The sequence below is a fragment of the Chondromyces apiculatus DSM 436 genome (assembly GCF_000601485.1).
Taxonomy (GTDB): domain Bacteria; phylum Myxococcota_A; class Polyangia; order Polyangiales; family Polyangiaceae; genus Chondromyces; species Chondromyces apiculatus.
On the sequence record NZ_ASRX01000107.1, the window covers coordinates 20120 to 37204 of the forward strand.

Sequence of the window (17085 nt, forward strand, 5' to 3'; positions counted from 1 at the left end):
GTCAAAGCCCATCGAGGATGCCCCGCAGGAGCGTTTCACCGACCCACCCGTCCCAACCGGTCACCACCACGTCGTCGTGCTCACGGGCAGATGCCGCGACGTGCCCGGGGATCACCATCACCACCCGGGGCCAGCCGGTGAGCGCGGGCCCGTACTCCAGCCGGTACAGCAGCGCCTGCTGGAAGCCCTGCGCGAGGTAGGCCGGCTCGCCGGAAAGCTTGGCCTCCACGATGAGCGCGCGCACGGGGGCGCCAGGGACCTCGACGAGCACGGTGATGTCCGGCCGCAGGCGGCCCTGCTGCCCGAGATACCAGCGCACGCCCACCTCGTGCGGGCCGGGCGGCAAGCAGGCCTGGTTGTAGAGCACCCGCAGGCGTGGCCCCCCGGAGGCTTCCAGCACCGCGATCTCGCTGCGGCCTTGCACCACCGCGGTGCGGCGCAGGTGGAAGCGGCCTGGCGCGCGCGCGGCGAGGGCCTGATCGAGTGCCTCGACGAGGCGGAGCAGGACCGCGAGCTCGAAGCGGGTGGGGGCCCGGAGGGGGGCGAGCGCGCCGTCGGCGACGATCTGCGCGAGGAGGGCCGGATCGCGGGTGTGCTCGGCCTGGCGCAGGGCGCGGTGCAGGCGCGCGGCGAGCGGGTAGGCGGGGTGCGGCGCGGCCATGGCGGCGTCTTCCTCGGCACGGCCTGCGGGCGTGGGCATGGGCGTGGCAGGCATGGCGGCGAGCGCCGGGTGGGCGAGGGCGTGGCCGATCGCTGCCATGCAGTCGGCGCCCCGGACCAGGGAACTCCCCTCGCGCAGGCCGGCGGCATCGAGGCGCGTGAGCAGCCCGAGGAGACGGCGCGCGGCGGCGTGGAGGAGGCGATCCTCGGGGCGGTCGAGGGGCGGGGGCGGGTCCCCGGGGCGATCGGCGAGAAGGGCGTGCGCGCGGGTCACGAAGCGCGTCGGGCGCCCCGCGAGCCGCTGGCGCAAGGTGGCCTGGACGTCGAGGCGGCCGGGCAACCGTCCTTCGAAGGTGCGCAAGGAGGGCCTCGGCGACGACCCGCGAGACGCGCGCGCCGCGAGATCCAGGCGCGAGGCGTGGCGCTGCAGCAGATCGGGCAGCGCTTCCAGGGCGAAGGCCTCGATGACCGCTGCGTGCCGGGCCGCGAGGCTCGCCGCGAGCAGCAGTCCGAGCTGTCCCGGGTCACCCCCGAGCCGCTCCAGGAACTGCGCCGCGGCAGCCTCGGGCAGCCGCTGATGGCAGGCCTCAGGCAGCAGGTAGGCGGGGAAGCGGGCGGCGAGGTACGCCTCCCAGGGCGCCTGGCTCACCTGGCACGTCGGTGCATCGGGAACGCCGGCGGCAGCGGCGCCGAGAGTTGCAGGACCTCCGCGAAGCGCGCGTCGACCTCCGCGAGCACGCTGCGGGAAGCGATGGGATCGAGCGCCGCGCGGAGCCGCCGGTGCACCTCCGCCGCGTGGTCGGGTTCGAGGCCTTCGAGCTGCGGGAGCAGGAAGAGCAGGACCGCCTCGGCCAGGCCTTCCCCCGGCTCACGGCGGCGGCGCAGGTAGCGCACCATGTCGAGGGCGATGGCGGGCCCCACCGCGCGCAGGTCGAGCACCCCCGCGGCGCTGAACATCCGGGTGAGTGCAGCAAGGAGCCGCGGCGCGAGCGGCGGCTCCGGCCCCTCGACGGTGGCTGCGCGCACGAGGAGCCGCGCGTAAGCAGCGTCGTCGGGCGCGCCCACGTGGACCACGGCGAAGCGGCGCTGCGCGGCGTAGGAGAGGCGGAACAGGCCCGTACGGTCCCAGGTGTTGAGGGTGGCGAGCATCCGGAAGGGCGGCGGCACCTGGTGGGTGCAGGAGGGCTCGGGACCGACCGACACGAGGCGCCCGTCATCGAGCGTGAAGGGCGTGGTGGTGCCGTGGCCCGCGAGCACGGTGAGTAGCTCCCCCAGGGCGCGGTCCACGTCGGCCCGGTTCAGCTCGTCGACCACGAGCCACGCGCGCTGCTCCAGCGCGGCGAGGAAGACGCCAGGCCTGAACTGCAGCGCCCCGTCCCGCTGCAGCGCGTACCCACCGAGGGCCTCGAAGCTGCTCCAGTCCCCCGAGGCCGTCGCCGCGAGCACCCCGGCGCAGTAGCCCTCGGCCTCGGCGGCGCGCCCGATGGCCCGCGACAGCTCGGTCTTCCCGGTGCCCGGCGGCCCCACGAGGAGCAGGTGCTTGCCCGAGGCCAGCGCCGCGCAGATCCGCGCGAGCAGCCGCCCCTGGATCTCCAGCTCCCCGAGGTGAGGCGCCACCTGCTCGGGGCGCAGATCGAGCCGCGCGGCATGCCAGCGGGGAGGCACCCGGAGGCCCCGTGCCAGCTCTCCCTCGACGTGCGACGGCTCTTCGTCGACGTGCGCCGACTCTTCGCCGACGTCCGCCGGCTCTCCGTCAGCCCACGCAGCCATCCACCCGTCGTCCGCGCTCCCCATGCGGAACCCCACGGCCTCTGCCCACTCCGCGTCCGCCTCGCGCTCGGCCAGGAGCAGGTCCTCCAGCCGCTTGACGATCTCGTCGACCTCCTCGGCATGAGCCGCGAGCACCGCGCGCCCGAGCGGCGTCACCTGCTCGGTCACCGTCGCCGCCAGACCTCGCGCCGACGTCCGCCTCAGCAGCCCCAGGGAACGCAGCCACCCCTCGCGGATGCCGAGCTGCGCGGCGCTGCGCGCGGGCACCTCGACGAGTACCGGAAGCAGCCGTCCCCGATGACCGGCGCCGCGCACCCCGGGGTGTCCGACCAGCACCAGGGTCTCCAGCAAGCCGAGGTAAGCGCCGTTCAGCCGCTCGAACAGCACCGCCGGCTCGGGCGCGCGGCAGTACGCCTCGCCCTCCTCGGTCAGCGCCAGGATCTCTCCACGCCGCGCCACCAGGCCCGCGCCCTGGATCAAGGCAAGACAGCCCTCCGCCGCACCGCGCCCGTGCGCATCGAAGCGCTGCGCCAGCGTACCGCGCAGGGCTTCCGGGGTCGGCCTGGCTGCCTGGATCCACGAGAGCACCCAGTCCAGGGTCGCCTTGAAGCGCGCTGCGCCTCCAGGGAGAGCGTGCACCCGCGCCCGTCGCCCTGTACCGGTCCCACCCGCCCGACCTGCGCGGTACACGTCCCCTACGCGTGCCGCGTCCCCGGCGCGTGCCGAGAGCGGCCGCAGCGGTGCCGGACGGGTCCTGGGCTCGTGTACTTGATGCATGGCGCGGCTCCCTCCGCGCGGAGGGCAATCGATCCAGGAGCTGCACAGAGGGACAGCTCAAGGATCGGGTAACCGCATTTACGTTCCCGGGCCAGGGCGACATGCCGAAATCGACATGAAATCGACAGCCCTGCGAATCTCAGGAAGATTCATCCGGATCTACTCAATGCATGTGAAAGCCACCTCGGCCGGGGAAAAGATCCCGTGTTCATGGTGTATGCGGCAAATCTAAGCTGATCCTCCCAATCCTTCCAGAGAGAGGAACCGGTGCACAGGAGGCCTCCCCGGTCAGGGGCGACAAAGGCCTCCACCGCATTCACGAGGTGCCTGGCAACATGGCGCAGCCTCACGAAAGCACCGTGCGCGCACTCACTGGGGGCGCGGAGGCCCTCCCTCCAGAAGGCTCCGCAGGGCCACGCCGATGCGGCTGATGTGGGGCTCCGAGCCATCGAACAGCGCACCACCGTCGGCGTCGACGTGGACGATGTCGGTCTGGGCGTGATCGAGCACCCGCAGGTGCGCGGCATACGGAGAATCGAGCGGCATCTCCACTTCGTCCCGCGCCTGCTCGCCGACCGCGAGCACCGTCATCCGCCCTCCGAAGCCGGCGCGCGGCCGGTAGGTGAGCATGGCTTCCAGGTTGGCGCGGTACGTCGTCATGCGCTCCCGGAACCGCTCCAGGTCCATGCCCGACAGCCAGCCGCCCCGCTGAATGTGCTCGACGACGTGCGCCATCTGTGCCCCCTCGTCCATCGTCAACAGCCGCTCGAAGGGCAGGTTCATCTGCACCTTGAGGATGCGCTCGATGATGTACGTGTAGTCCATGAAGCCGCGCATCTGGAGCGATTGCTCGCCAGGGAGCGCCTTCCACGGCCGGTTGAAGTTCGGCATCAGGTGCAAGACCAGCGCTGGCGCTTCGCCGGCGTCCTGGAGCTGCCGCGCCGCCTCGTAGGCAGGGAGCCCTCCCATGCAATTGCCGGCGAGGTAGTAGGGTCCCTTCGGCTGGACGCGGCGGATCGCCAGCAGGTTGAAGGCGGTGATGTCCTCGATGGTTCGGAACGGAGCCCGCTCGCCTTCGAGCCCCGGCGTCTGGCAGCCGTACACGCCCCACCCCTCGGGAACGTACGGCAGGTAGCTGTTCATGTACGAGACGCTCCCGTCCGTCGCCGGGAACAGGAACAGGATGGGCGAGCCCTCGCGGAGGATCTTCAGGTTGGATCCTTCGAGCCGCAAGAGCGTGTCACCGCCGACGTTCCTGTCCTCCAGAAGCTTGCGGAGCAGGAGCTTCTTGGTCTCCGAGAGTTGCTTCACCCGTTCTGTGGCATCCATAGCGTGGTTCCCTCCTCCTTCTTCACGCGCTCTTCAGCGCTTCACTGCGCAACGAGCTGCGCGAAGAGCCGCGCAGCCTCCTCTTCGGACATCGATTCGAGCCGGGTCAGGGCGTCACCGATGGCCAGATCTTCCTCGGCACGTCGCATCACCGCGTCCCGCACCCGGGCGGCGAGGCCCGCCACGGTGGGGTGCTTGAAGAGCTCGTGCAGGCCGACGTTCACGCTGTGGCGCTGCTGAATGCCGTACAGCACCCGGGCCGCGATCAGGGAGTGGCCGCCGAGGGCGAAGAAATCGTCGGAGCTGCCGATGTCGGCGATCCCCAGCACCTCGGCGAAGAGGGCCGCCACCGAGGCTTCGATCGCGTCGGCAGGAGGCTCGCGGGTCGCCACCTCGCCCGGCGAGGAGAGCGGCGAGGAGAGCGGGATCGAGGAGAGCGCCCTGCGGTCGATCTTGCCGTTCGCCGTGCGCGGCAGCCGTTCGTGCACGACGAAGCGCTGCGGCACCATGTAGGTGGGCAGGACGCGGGCGGCATGGTCGTGGAGGGCCCGCTCGGAGACCTCCTCGCCCGACGTCGCGGAGGACTGCGCGACGAGGTGCGCGACGAGTGCCCCGCTCGGGGACTGGGTGGCGACGACCTCGCGCACCCCGGGGTGGACCCGCAAGGCATGCTCGATCTCCTCGGGCTCGATGCGGTAGCCGCGCACCTTGAGCTGCTGGTCGGTGCGGCCCAGGAAGACCAGGCTCCCCCCCGGCAGCACGCGCACCAGATCTCCGGTCCGGTAGGCCCGCTCCGGGTGCCCGACGACGGCGCCCAGATCCTGGAAGCGGCGCGCCGTCTCCGCGCTGCGGTTCAGGTAGCCCTGCGCCACCCCGTCGCCTGCGATCCACAGCTCGCCCGCGAGGCCCGGGGGCGTCGGGGCGAGGGCGTCGTCGAGGATGTAGAGCCGGGTGTTCTCGATGGGTTCCCCCAGCGAGATGGGCACGTCCCGCGTCACCCGCCAGCGCGTGGACCAGAGGGTGGTCTCGGTGGGGCCGTAGAGGTTCCAGACCTCCGCGCAGGTGTCGAGGAGCCGATCGGCCAGGGCGCGGCTCAGGGCCTCGCCGCCCACGAGCGCCCGCAGCCCGGGGCGGCCAGCCCACCCGGCATCGAGCAGCATGCCCCACGACGAGGGCGTCGCCTGCATCACGGTCGCCCCGCACGAGGCGAGCAGGGCGCCGAGGGTCACCGGGTCGGAGGCCTCGTCGCGCGAGGCGATCACCACGGTCGCCCCTGTGACGACCGGCAGGAGCAGCTCGAGGAGGGCGATGTCGAACGAGAGGCTGGTCACGGCGCAGAGCACGTCGTCCGCGGTCAGGCCAGGCGCCCGACCCATGGCGTGCAGGAGGTTGATCAGGCTCCGGTGGCTGACGTGCACGCCCTTGGGTTTGCCCGTGGAGCCCGAGGTGTACAGGAGGTAGGCCGTGCTCTCCGCATCCGCGGCGTCCGCCTCCCCCGCGCCCGCGGCAGCCACCGCGGTGAAGGCCTTCACCGCGGTGGCTGCCGCGGCCCCGTCCTCCACGTCCACGAGGAGCTGCGCGACGCCGGCCGGGAGCCGCGCGCGCAGGGACTGCTGGGTGATCACCACCCGCACCTTGCCGTCCTCCAGCATGAACGCGAGCCGCTCGGGAGGGAGCGCCGGGTCGAGCGGGAGAAAGACCGCGCCGGCCCCGGGGATGGCCAGGAGGGAGGCGAGCATGTCGACAGACCGTTCGAGCAGGATGCCGACCGTGGCCCCCGCGCTGCCCCCCAGGGTGACCAGGCGCCGCGACAGCGCGGTGGCGCGCCGGTGGAGGGCGTCGTACGTGGTCGCCTCCCCTCGGCACACCGCGGCGGTGCGGCCTGGCGTGCGGCGCGCCTGGGCGGCGAACAGCGCCTCCAGGCGCGCGCTCCGGGGGTAGTCCGTCGCCGGGGCGCACAGGGCGGTGAGCGCCTGCTCCCGCTCGACCCCGGAGAGCATCCCTGCCTCCGTGATGGGCCGATCGGGATCGGCGAGCAGCGCCTCGGCGAGCCGCGTCCAGCGCGCGGCCATGCGCTGCACGCTGACCTCTTCGAAGAGGTCGCGGTTGTAGAGCAGGATCCCCGCCGGCGAACCGGCCGCGCCGATGAAGAAGTGCAGCTCCAGGTCGAACTGGACCACGCCCGGATCGAGGTGGACCATCTCCGCCTGCGCCCCGGGCACCACGAGCGGCTCGAAGATGTTCTGCAGCGCGAAGAACACCTGGAAGAGCGCGTTCCGGCTCATGTCCCGGACCGGCGAGAGGCGGCTGACGAGCCGCTCGTACGAGGCATCCTGGTGGTCCCAGGCCTCCATGCATACCCGGGCGACGCGGCGCGCGAGCTCGCGGAAGGTCGGCTTGCCGGAGAGATCCGCGCGCAGCACCAGGGTGCTCACGAAGCACCCCGCCGTGTCCTCGAAGCCCGCGTCGGCGCGGTTCGCGTGGGGCGAGCCCACCGCGAGATCGTCCTGTCCGGTGGACCTGTGGAGCAGCACGAAGCTCACCGCGAGCAGCACGGCGAACCGGGTGGCCTCCTCGCGCCGCGCGAAGGCTTCGAGGCGCCCCAGCAGCGCCGCGGTGAAGGGCACCTGCACCAGGCCGCCGCGGTGGGTCCGCACCGGGGGCCGCGGGTGATCGAGCGGCAGATCGAGGTCGGGGATCCCCGCGAGGTGGTCCACCCAGTAGGCATGGTTCGCGGCGCGCTCCGGGCTGTCGGCGCGCGTCCGCTCCCACTCCACGAAGTCCGCGTAGTCGAGCGGCGCCGTCGCAGGGGGGGCTCCGCCCGCGAGGATCCGCGATACCTCGCGGACCAGGATGCCGAATGTGCGCCCATCGGCGACGAGGTGGTGCAGGGCCATGCCCCACAGGTGATCCTCGGGGGACAGCGCGAGCAGGACCGAGCGGATCAGCGGGCCGCGGGCGAGATCGAAGGGCTCCGCCAGCGCCTCCCGCAGGGACCGGGCTGCCTCCTCGAACGACGCGCCGCTCCTGTCGAGGCGGAGCGTGTCGACTTGCACGTCCCCCCCGAGGAGCTGCAGGGGCGTGCCCTCGACCTCCACGAACACCGCGCAGAGCCCCGGGTGCTCGCGCACCGCCGTGTCCAGGGCTGCAGCCAAGCGCGCCGGGTCGAGCGCCCCGCGGATGCGGTGGGTGAACGAGAAGGAGTAGCCGACGCCGCTCTCGTCGAGCCGGCTCAGGAACCAGAGCCGCTCCTGCACGCTGGAGAGCCGCACCGCCCTGCGCCCCCCGAGGAACTTCAGGACCTCGCCCTTGCGCTCCTTGAGCACGCGGAGGTCCCCCTCCGTGAGCACGCCCTTCGCCGCGCGGTAGCGGAGCCGCTCGCCGTCGGCGGTGATCTGCGCGCCTTTCGCGACCATCTCCGCGAGTGCGCGGGCGACGCTCATAGCTCGCCCTCTTCCATGGCGTCGATTGTGTCTGCCGCTCCTCCGCCCGCTCCTCCGCCCGCCCCTCCACCCGCTCCCCCGCCCGCGTCCTCTCCAGTCCCCCGCTCCTGCAGCCGCCCGAGCACCTCCGCCGTGAGGTCCCGGATGCCGTCGGCCATCAGCACCCGGGACACGAGCAGCTCGACCCGCAGCTCGGCCATGATCCGGTTGCGCACCTCCATCGCCGTCAGCGAGTCGACGCCCAGGGTGCGCAGCGGGCTCGTCACCGCGATCGCGTCCGCCGGGAGCCGCAGCACCTGGCCGATGTGCGCCGCGATGGATGCTTCGAGGAGCTGCGCGCGCTCAGCCGGAGGAGCGCTGGCAAGGCGGTCCCGCAGCTTCGCCTCCTCGTCCAGGCGCAGCGCGCGCTCCGACAGCGCCGCGTCATCGATCCAGTAGCGCCGCCGCTGGAAAGGGTACGTCGGCAGCCGGACCACGCGCCCCCCTGCCCGGTAGAGCCGCGCGAAGTCCACCGGGTGCCCGTGGGCGTGCAGCGTCCCGAGCGCTTCGAGGAGCGCCTCGCGCGCCCCCTGACCGCGCCGCAGCGAGCCCACCACCACGCTCTCGCCGTCGGCCACGCTCCCACCCCACCTCGCGCCCCCGGCGGCGACCGCGCGCCCCCCCTGCCCGGTCTGCACCGCCTCCTCGATGGCCGGCACCAGCACCGGGTGCGGGCTCACCTCGACGAACAGCGCCGGACCTGCGGCGGCGATGCGCGAGATCGCCTCGTGGAACAGCACCGGCGCGCGCAGGTTGCGCGCCCAGTAGGCCGCGTCGAGATCGGTGCCCGTGCACGGCGCTCCGGTCACCGTCGAGCGCATCGGGACCCGCAGCGCCCTCGGCGCGATGTCCGCGACCGCCGCCTGCAGCTCCGGCAGGAGCGGCTCCATCTGCGGGCTGTGCGAGGCCACGTCCACCCGGATGTGGCGGAAGAACACCCCCGCATGCCCGAGCGCGGCGAGCACCTCCTCCAGCGCCTCCGGATCCCCGGCGAGGACCGTCGATTTCGGGCTGTTGCTCACCGCCACCGCGACCCGCTCCGCGAGCCCGGGGCGCGACGCCACCGCCTCCCGTGCCCGCCCGAGATCCAGCTCGACGAGCGCCATCGCTCCCCGTCCGCTCACCCGGCGCAGCAGGGAACTCCGCCGACAGATGACCCGAGTCGCGTCCTCCAGCGTGAGCGCGCCCGCCACGTGCGCTGCCGCGATCTCCCCCATGCTGTGGCCCACCACCACGTCCGGCGCGACGCCCCACGCCCGCCAGAGCGCGGCGAGGGCCACCTGCAGCGCGAAGAGCGCCGGCTGCACGATGTTGATCCGGTCGAGCCCGGACCGGGGCGCGTCGGCCCACAGCTCGTCGAGCAGCGACCACCCGGCCTCCCGGTGAATCGCCCGGTCGCACACCTCGATGGCCGCCCGGAACGCCGGCTCGTGGCGGATCAGCTCCCGCCCCATCCCCAGCCACTGCGACCCCTGCCCCGGGAAGACGAGCACCACCGGCAACCGCAGGCGCGACACGCCCCCGCGCGCCACCCCGCGCGTGACCCCGGGCAGCACCTGGCCGCGCAGCAGCGCATCGAGCGACGTGCGCAGCTCCTCCCGCGAGGTGGCCACGATCGACAGCCGGCGCGCGTGGTGATCCCGCCGCACCGAGGCCGTGTAGGCCAGATCGTGCAGCGTCGGCGCGCCATGCCCCTGCGGAGCCCCTCCCCACTCGCGCTCCGCATCCCCTCCCCCCTGCGCATCCCCTCCCCCCTGCGCGTCCCCTCCCCCTGCGCCTCCGAGGGCATCCCGGTGAGCCCGCACCGTGTCGAGCAGCGCCTCGTGCGTCTTCGCCGAGAGCGGGACGAGGTACGGCGTCTCGAACACCTGATCGTCGAACTCCTCAGGGTCCCGGTCCTCGGCGCCCGCGCCTGCCTCTCCGCGCGCGACGGCTTCGGCGACGGCCGGCCCCACGTCGTGACCGAGCGCCGCCAGCGCCCCGAGCCCCACCTCCAGGGCCGCGCGCTCGTCCTCGCCACGGCGCAGCGATCGCAGCACCGTGGCGCGCCTCCCGACCGCCTCCAGGTTCGCGGCGATCGCCCGCCCGACCACCGGGTGCGCGCTCACCTCCAGGAACACCGGGCTCGCGAGGTCCACCGCCACGATCGCCTCGGCAAAGCGCACCGGATCGCCGAGGTGCCTCGCCCAGTGGCCGGCATCCAGCCGCTCGCCCTCGACCTTCCCCCCGGTGACCGACGAGAAGATGGGGATCGCCGCCGCGCCCGGGTGCACCGCCCGCAGCGCCTCGGTGAGCTCCTCCCGCAGCGGATCCACCTGAGGGCTGTGGGCCGCCGCCTCCAGCGCGATGCGGCGGCAGAAGATCCCGCGGTCCGCGAGCACGCCGAAGACCTCGTCAAGCGCTGCCGGCTCCCCCGCCAGGACCACCTCCGCAGGCCCCGCGTGGATCGCCCGCCAGAGGCGCCCCTCGTGGGGGCGGATGACCTCCAGCGCCTCCTCCCACGAGAGCGCCACCACCCCGAGCGCCCCTTGCCCGCGGATGCGGGTGAGGAAGAGCCCCTGCAGGCAGGTGATCCGCATGGCGTCCTCCAGGGTGAGGGCCGATGCCACGTGGGCCGCCGCGATCTCCCCGCTGCTGTGCCCCACCACCGCCGCGGGCTCCACCCCCCACGAGCGCCACAGCGCGGCGAGCGCGATCTGCATGGCCACGATCGCCGGACAGGCCACGTCCACCTCGTGGAGCCGCGCCGTGCGCTCGTCGGACCACAGCGCATCGAGCAGCGAGAACCCGAGGACCTCCTGCACCACCCGGTCGCAGCGCGCGAGCGCCACCCGGAACACCGGCTCGGTGCGCAGGAGCGTCCGCCCCATCCCCAGCCACTGCGCGCCCTGCCCCGAGAACACGAACACCACCGGCGGTGGCTTCACCTGCTCGCGCGGCTGCGCGATCCGCGCCACCGAGGCCCCCCTCACGGACGCCGGCGGCGCGGGCACATTGCGGGTCACCCCTGGCACGGGCGCGGGCGTGGATGCGGCCGCGGACGCACGCGACGGCGACCACCCCTCCACCACCAGGTGACAGTTGGTCCCCCCGAAGCCAAACGCGCTCACCCCCGCCCGTGGCGGTCCTCCTCCCGCCAGCCCTCCTCCCGCCAGCCCTCCTCCCGCCGGCCACGGCGTGAGCGCCCGCGCCACCGTGAGCCGCAGCTCCTCGAAGGGGATGAGCGGGTTCGGCGTCTCCATGTGGAGGCTCGGCGCGATCTGCCCGCGCCCCAGGCAGAGCGCCACCTTGATCAGCGACGCCACGCCGGCTGCCGCCTCCAGGTGCCCGAGGTTCGTCTTCACGGACCCGAGCAGGAGCGGCTGCCGCCGCCGCCGCGCCTTGCCGAGCACCGCCCCGAGCGCGGCCGCCTCGATGGTGTCCCCGAGCGGCGTCCCCGTGCCGTGTGCCTCCACGTAGTCGATGCTCCCCGGGTCGACGCCCGCCCGCGCGCACGCCTGGCGCAGCACCGCCTCCTGCGCCTTCGGGCTGGGCGCCGTGAGCCCGTTGCTCGCCCCGTCGCTGTTCACCGCGCCCCCGAGGATCACCGCATGGATCGCGTCCCCGTCCGCGAGCGCCCGGGAGAGCGGCTTCAGCACCACGACCCCGCCCCCCTCCCCCCGCACGTACCCGTTCGCACGCGCGTCGAAGGTGAAGCAGCGCGCGTCGGGCGACAGCGCCCCCAGCTTGCCGACCCCGCGGGTGCTGTCCTCCACGAGGTTCAGGTTCACGCCCCCCGCGAGCGCGAGCGTCGCCTCGCCACGGCGCAGGGCCTCGCAGGCCAGGTGCACCGCCACGAGCGACGACGAGCACGCGGTGTCCACCGCCATGCTCGGCCCCTCCAGCCCGAACGCGTACGACACCCGGTTGGCGACGATGCTGTGGTGGAAGCCAGGCACCGTGAACTGGTCGAACGACGCCTGCCCCGCCCGGTATTGCAGCGTCGCGTAATCGGCCCAGGCCACGCCGAAGTAGACCCCGGTCAGGCTCCCGTGCAGCGCGCCCACGGGCAGCCCCGCGTCCTCCAGCGCCTCCCACGACAGCTCCAGCATCAGCCGCTGCTGCGGATCGATCTGCACCGCCTCGCGGGGCGAGATGCCGAAGAAGAGCGGCTCGAACCCATCGACCCGATCGAGGAAGCCCCCCACCCGCGGATCGATCGTGCCCTCCGCGCCTGGCGCTTCCTCCACCGGCGAGGTCGCGTCCCACCGGGCCCGCGGCGCCTCGCCCACCGCATCCACCCCGGCGGCGAGCAGGCGCCAGAACGCCTCCAGATCTGCCGCACCAGGCAGACGGCACGCCATCCCCACGATGGCGATGGACTCCTCGACGAGCGGACGCGTGGCGTGCATCCCCGCCGCACCCGCCGCGCCCGCCGCCGCCGATCCTGCATGGCGCGCAGGCGCTGCCGCGTCACCGCTAAGGTGCCGCGCGAGCGCCTCCACGCTCGGGTGCTCCCACGCCAGGGTGGGCGAGAGCCGCCGCCCGAGCGCCTCGGAAAGCTCGCGGGCGAGCCGCGTTGCGCCGAGCGAATCCAGCCCATGGCGGCTGAAGGGCGCAGTGACGTCGATCGACGCCTCCTGCACACCCCACAGCGCCGCCAGCCAGCGAACCAACCACTTCTCTATCGACATGGATGCAGGCAGCCGGGAGCGTTCAAGCATTGCAGGCCTCTGAAAGGCAGCTCGCTCGGTCTGCTTGGCGTTGCGTGCACGTGCGGCGTCGCACCGCAGGGCGCGCGATGGCGTCGAGCAGACAGCCTAGCGCGGTAACACGGCCAACACGAACGGGGCCAGTAACTGCATAACTTGGTGCTCGGGCCCTCGCTGCGCCCGCCCCGCTGCGCCCGAGGGCACGCTCCGGGAAGACACAGCGTACTCCCGAATCGGCACCGCGAGGGCCACGGCGTTGCCGAAGATCACCTCCCCACAGCTTCAGGAGATTCTGCGTTTGCGTGGAACTTCGCGCACTCATCAAGGAATGCATCAGGACAGTCCTGAAGGCTCTTCCGCGTCGCGATGCGTGGTGCCGCGCACCATTGCGCGCATCGGTGCCGTCCTATCGTCCTGAGCCCTCGACATTCTCGATGCTCCGCGGCAGTGCGTCGCACCGTACGCCCTTCTTCTCTCGTTCCATGCTTCCGACCCTGTTGTGTCTCCGGCGCTCACCAGGCCTCGCGACCACAGGCACGGATCGTGATGCCTCCCTGCACCGGAACCACTCCACCGGAGTGCATCACGCGGGGTGATCATGAGCTTTCGAGAACGGCAGGTGCTTCTGGTGTCGAGTGCAGTGGTCCTCACGGGCTGTCTGTTCTCGCGGATCGACGTCCCCTTGCCGGCGCCGGCCAGCGGCTCCCAGAGCATGGCCGTCGGCGATCTGGATGGCGACGGCGTGCTGGACCTGGTGGTCACCCACAATCCCGCGGGCCCCTCCGAGCTGCGTCCCTCCGTGAGCGCGCTCCTCAGCGACGGCGACGGCGACTTCACCACCCGGAGCACCTCCTTCGGCGACCGCACTGCCCGGCGCGTGCTCCTCGGGGACGTCGACGAAGACGGCGCAGAGGATCTCGTGATTCTCGGCAGAGACGCCGATGGCCTCGGGCCCCTCACGCTCCACCTAGGCCAGGGCGACGGCAGCTTCACCCACCACGCCGACCTCGGCCTGGTGAGCCCTGGCGGCATCGCGACCGGAGACGTCGACGGCGACGGCCACCTCGACCTCGTGGTCAGCGACGCCGACGCGAACCGGCTCCTCTTCTTCTTCGGCGAGGGCGACGGCACCTTCGCGCCCGCGCAGCACCACGACGGCCTCTGGGGCCACGACCTCGCGCTCGACGACCTCGACGGAGACGGCGACCTCGACGTGCTCGTCCTCAAGTCCCAGGTGCACGTCCTCCGCAACGCGCGGGGCTCGTTCCACCAGATCGCGACGGTCCAGGTCGCCGCGAACGCCCGCGTCTTCAAGCTCTTCGACCTCGACGCCGACGGCGCCCGCGATCTGGTCGTCGTCGACACCGCGGGCAACGCCGTCGACGTCCACCGCGGCCTCGGTGGCGGCACCTTCGCCGCCCCCCAGCACTACCCCGTGGGCCAGGGCCCGGAGGACGTCACCGCCGCCGACATCGATCGTGACGGGCGGATCGACCTGCTCACGGCCAACCAGGCCGCGAACACCGTCACCGTCCTCCGCGGCGCGCTCGGCAGCATCTTCACCCCCGAGCGCACCCTCCGTGTCGGCGTGCAGCCCGCCCGCATCCTCACCGCCGACGTCACCGGAGACGGCAAGCGCGACATCGTCACCGCCAACCGCTCCGGCTCGCTGACCATCCTCGCCGGCAGCAAGTAGGCAGCGAGGAGCTTGCCGCGGTCCTCAGCTCATTCGTGGGACACGCGCCAGACGGTGCCGCTCTGATCGTCGGTCACGAGCAGCGCCCCGTCGCGCGCCACCGCCACCCCCACCGGCCGGCCCCACACATTGCCCTCGTCGGTCACGAAACCCACCATGAAGTCCTCGTAGTAGCCGGCGGCCGCGCCATTCTCGATCGGAATGCGCACCACCTTGTACCCGGTGCGCTTCGAGCGGTTCCACGACCCGTGCGCCGCCACGAACAGGTCTCCCCGGTAATCGTCGGGGAACTGCTGCCCGGTGTAGAACGCGAGCCCCAGCGTCGCCGAGTGCGCCTGCACCAGCACGTCCGGCACGATGCTGCTCGCCCGCAGGTTGGGGTGCACGTCCTCGTGGCGCGGATCCTGGTTCTGACCGAGGTAGTACCAGGGCCACCCGTAGAACCCGCCCTCCCGGACCTGGGTCACGTAATCGGGCACGAGATCGTCCCCCAGCTCGTCGCGCTCGTTCACCGCGGTCCACAGGTCTCCCGTGGAAGGCTCGATGGCGAGCCCCACCGGGTTGCGGATCCCGCTCGCGTGGACCACCTCGTCCTGCCCGTCCACCGTGAACGAGAGGATGTTCGCGCGCCGGTTCTCCGAGGGATCGTCATCCGCGTTCGACTTCGACCCCACCGACACGAACATCCGCTGGTTGTCGGCGCTGAAGGCGATGTCGCGGGTCCAGTGCCCTCCGCCTCCCACCGACTCCTGCCCGGAGGGGAGGTTGTTCACCAGCGTCTCCGGCTCCCCCTGCGCCTCGATGTCGCCCAGGGTGTAGGGGTAACGCACCACGCTGTCGGTGTTGCCGATGTACACGTGCGTCGGCGCGCTGGAGCCCGACGGATAGAACGCCAGCCCGAAAGGCCGGTTCAGCCCCGAGGCAAAGTCCGACGTCGCATCGGACACCCCGTCCCCATCCGTGTCCCGCAGGACGCGCACCACGCCTGGCTCGCTGTCCACCACGAACACGTCGCCGTTCGGCGCCGTCCGCACGATCCGCGGCTGCTCGAGCCCCGTCGCGAACTCCTTCACCGTGAAGCCCGCGGGCACCATCGGCCACGCCCCCGCCGGCCGGACCACGGCCTCGGGCTGGTTGAACGAGGACTCGGTCGCGAACGGCGCAGGCAAGTCCTCCACCGTGATCTTCCGCTTCACCCCCGGCGCGTCGGAGGTCCAGTCCCCCATCGCGTCCGCCCCCGTGAGCACCTCATCCCCCGACGGAGGCGAGGTCGTCCCCCCGCCGTCGTCAGCCTCGTCTGACGAGCACGCCCCCATGAGGCCCACCCCGACCAGCAACCCTCCCGCAACCCAGCGCCCTGCCCGCCTGTATCCCGCTCTGTGCTCGTTCATGCTCTTCTCCGGGGAGAGTAGATGCCGCGGACGGCAAGGCGGTCGCAGCGGCCGGACCCCGCGGCACCCGCATCAGTCCCCGGGGCAATCTCCCGTGGGGAGGCCGATGTTGAAGCCGCACTTCGTCGACGCGCTACTGTCGTGGACCGTGTCGGTCGAGAAGAGGTTGCCGACCACGCGGGTGTCGCTCGCCGAGGGGAGGATCCGCACCCCGTTGAGGCCGTTGCTCTCGAAGCGGTTGTTCATGAGCATGGTCCCCACGGAGCCGAGCATCATCGCGCCCATGAGGCTCCCCTCGAAGCGGTTCCCCGAGAACAGGTGATCGTTGTTTCCAGGCCGCACCCCGTCCGAGGGCCCGAAGACCTTGACGCTGTAGAACGTCGCGAGGCTCAAGGCGCTGTCGCGGACGCGCCAGTGGTTCGCGTTGTTGTAGATCATCACGTTGAAGGCATTGGCGTAGAAGGTGGAGTCACTGACCCGGACCGAGTACGCATCCTGGCCGAACAGCCCCACCGAGAAGCCCGATACCCGGACCCGATCGAGGGTGATCAGGTTGGCCCCCGACACGTTGATCCCCGCGCTCCAGGCGCCATTGTCATCGCCGAAGATCCCCAGGTCGCGGATCACGATCTCCGAGATACCACCCACGCCCACCGCCTCCTCGACGCTGATCGCGGGCATGTTGTCGGGCAGGTCCTGGAAGACCAGCATGCCCTCGCCCCCCGGGCCGACCCCCGCCAGGGTGAACCGTGACGGGATGCGAATGGGCCCGTCGAGGACGCAGAGCTCGTCAATGACGAGCGTAGCATTGGCGTGCACCGTCCCCGGGACGCTGGCGAGGAAGCAAGGCAAGTTCTCGCAGCCCCCCACCTCGCTGAGGAAGTAGAACCGATCGTTGGTGACCCCCGCAAAGCCTCCGGGAGGGATCGGCGCACAGGAGAGGGGAGCATCCGGGCCCTCGGCCATGGCTTCGGGATCGAAGCCGGACGGCATGTCGCCACCGCTGCCGCCGCTGCCGCCGCTGCCGCTGGGATACTGCGCGTGCGCGACGCCCTCGGGCGTCACCCAGCCGATCTGGTGCCACCCCACCGCCACAGCGCTGAGGCCGAGGGTGACCGCCACCGCACGCCCGAGCACGCGAGAGATCGAGGGCGTAAGCTTCCGGTTCATCGCATTCATGTAGGACCTCCGTGTCATCAATCGTCGCCATTCCCCGCGGCCCGCTCCCCCATCCCAGCCGGTCTGTCCGAGCGTCCCGCCTCCCCACCTCCCCACCTCCCCACCTCCCC

General features: G+C 72.3%; 8 protein-coding genes. 1 reads left to right on the top strand and 7 read right to left on the bottom strand.

What is annotated here, in order from left to right:
* Position 1 precedes the first annotated feature (1 nt).
* The 5 genes from CAP_RS40520 to CAP_RS53035 form a co-directional block, all read right to left on the bottom strand.
* On the bottom strand, positions 2–1309 hold the full coding sequence (locus CAP_RS40520; RefSeq protein ID WP_044251087.1) for a hypothetical protein: 1308 nt from the start codon (positions 1307–1309) through the stop codon (positions 2–4).
* Positions 1306–3069, bottom strand: coding sequence for an AAA family ATPase (locus CAP_RS40525; protein WP_044251091.1), 1764 nt, complete (start codon positions 3067–3069; stop codon positions 1306–1308). Before CAP_RS40525 ends, CAP_RS40520 begins: the two co-directional genes overlap by 4 nt.
* Positions 3070–3576: 507 nt before the next feature.
* On the bottom strand, positions 3577–4536 hold the full coding sequence (locus CAP_RS40530; RefSeq protein WP_044251094.1) for a thioesterase domain-containing protein: 960 nt from the start codon (positions 4534–4536) through the stop codon (positions 3577–3579).
* Positions 4537–4577: 41 nt separating this feature from the next.
* Positions 4578–7979: a non-ribosomal peptide synthetase gene (locus CAP_RS40535; RefSeq protein WP_197041561.1), complete on the bottom strand. Its 3402-nt coding sequence runs from the start codon at positions 7977–7979 to the stop codon at positions 4578–4580.
* A complete protein-coding gene (locus CAP_RS53035; RefSeq protein ID WP_231511991.1) occupies positions 7976–12691 on the bottom strand; it encodes a type I polyketide synthase in 4716 nt (1571 codons plus the stop codon). The genes CAP_RS40535 and CAP_RS53035 overlap by 4 nt, the downstream gene beginning before the upstream one ends.
* 616 nt (positions 12692–13307) lie before the next feature.
* On the opposite strand from CAP_RS53035, the gene CAP_RS40545 reads away from it, so the two are divergent.
* On the top strand, positions 13308–14405 hold the full coding sequence (locus CAP_RS40545; protein WP_156041597.1) for an FG-GAP repeat domain-containing protein: 1098 nt from the start codon (positions 13308–13310) through the stop codon (positions 14403–14405).
* 29 nt (positions 14406–14434) lie between these two features.
* On the opposite strand, the gene CAP_RS40550 is transcribed toward CAP_RS40545, so the two are convergent.
* Positions 14435–15796 carry a PQQ-dependent sugar dehydrogenase gene (locus CAP_RS40550; protein ID WP_052376819.1) on the bottom strand — a complete coding sequence of 454 codons (1362 nt, stop codon included), beginning with the start codon at positions 15794–15796 and terminating at the stop codon, positions 14435–14437.
* A 72-nt stretch (positions 15797–15868) separates the two neighbouring features.
* Positions 15869–16966, bottom strand: a complete 1098-nt coding sequence (locus tag CAP_RS40555) for a NosD domain-containing protein (RefSeq protein WP_197041562.1) — start codon at positions 16964–16966, stop codon at positions 15869–15871.
* Between the last annotated feature and the right edge of the window lie 119 nt (positions 16967–17085).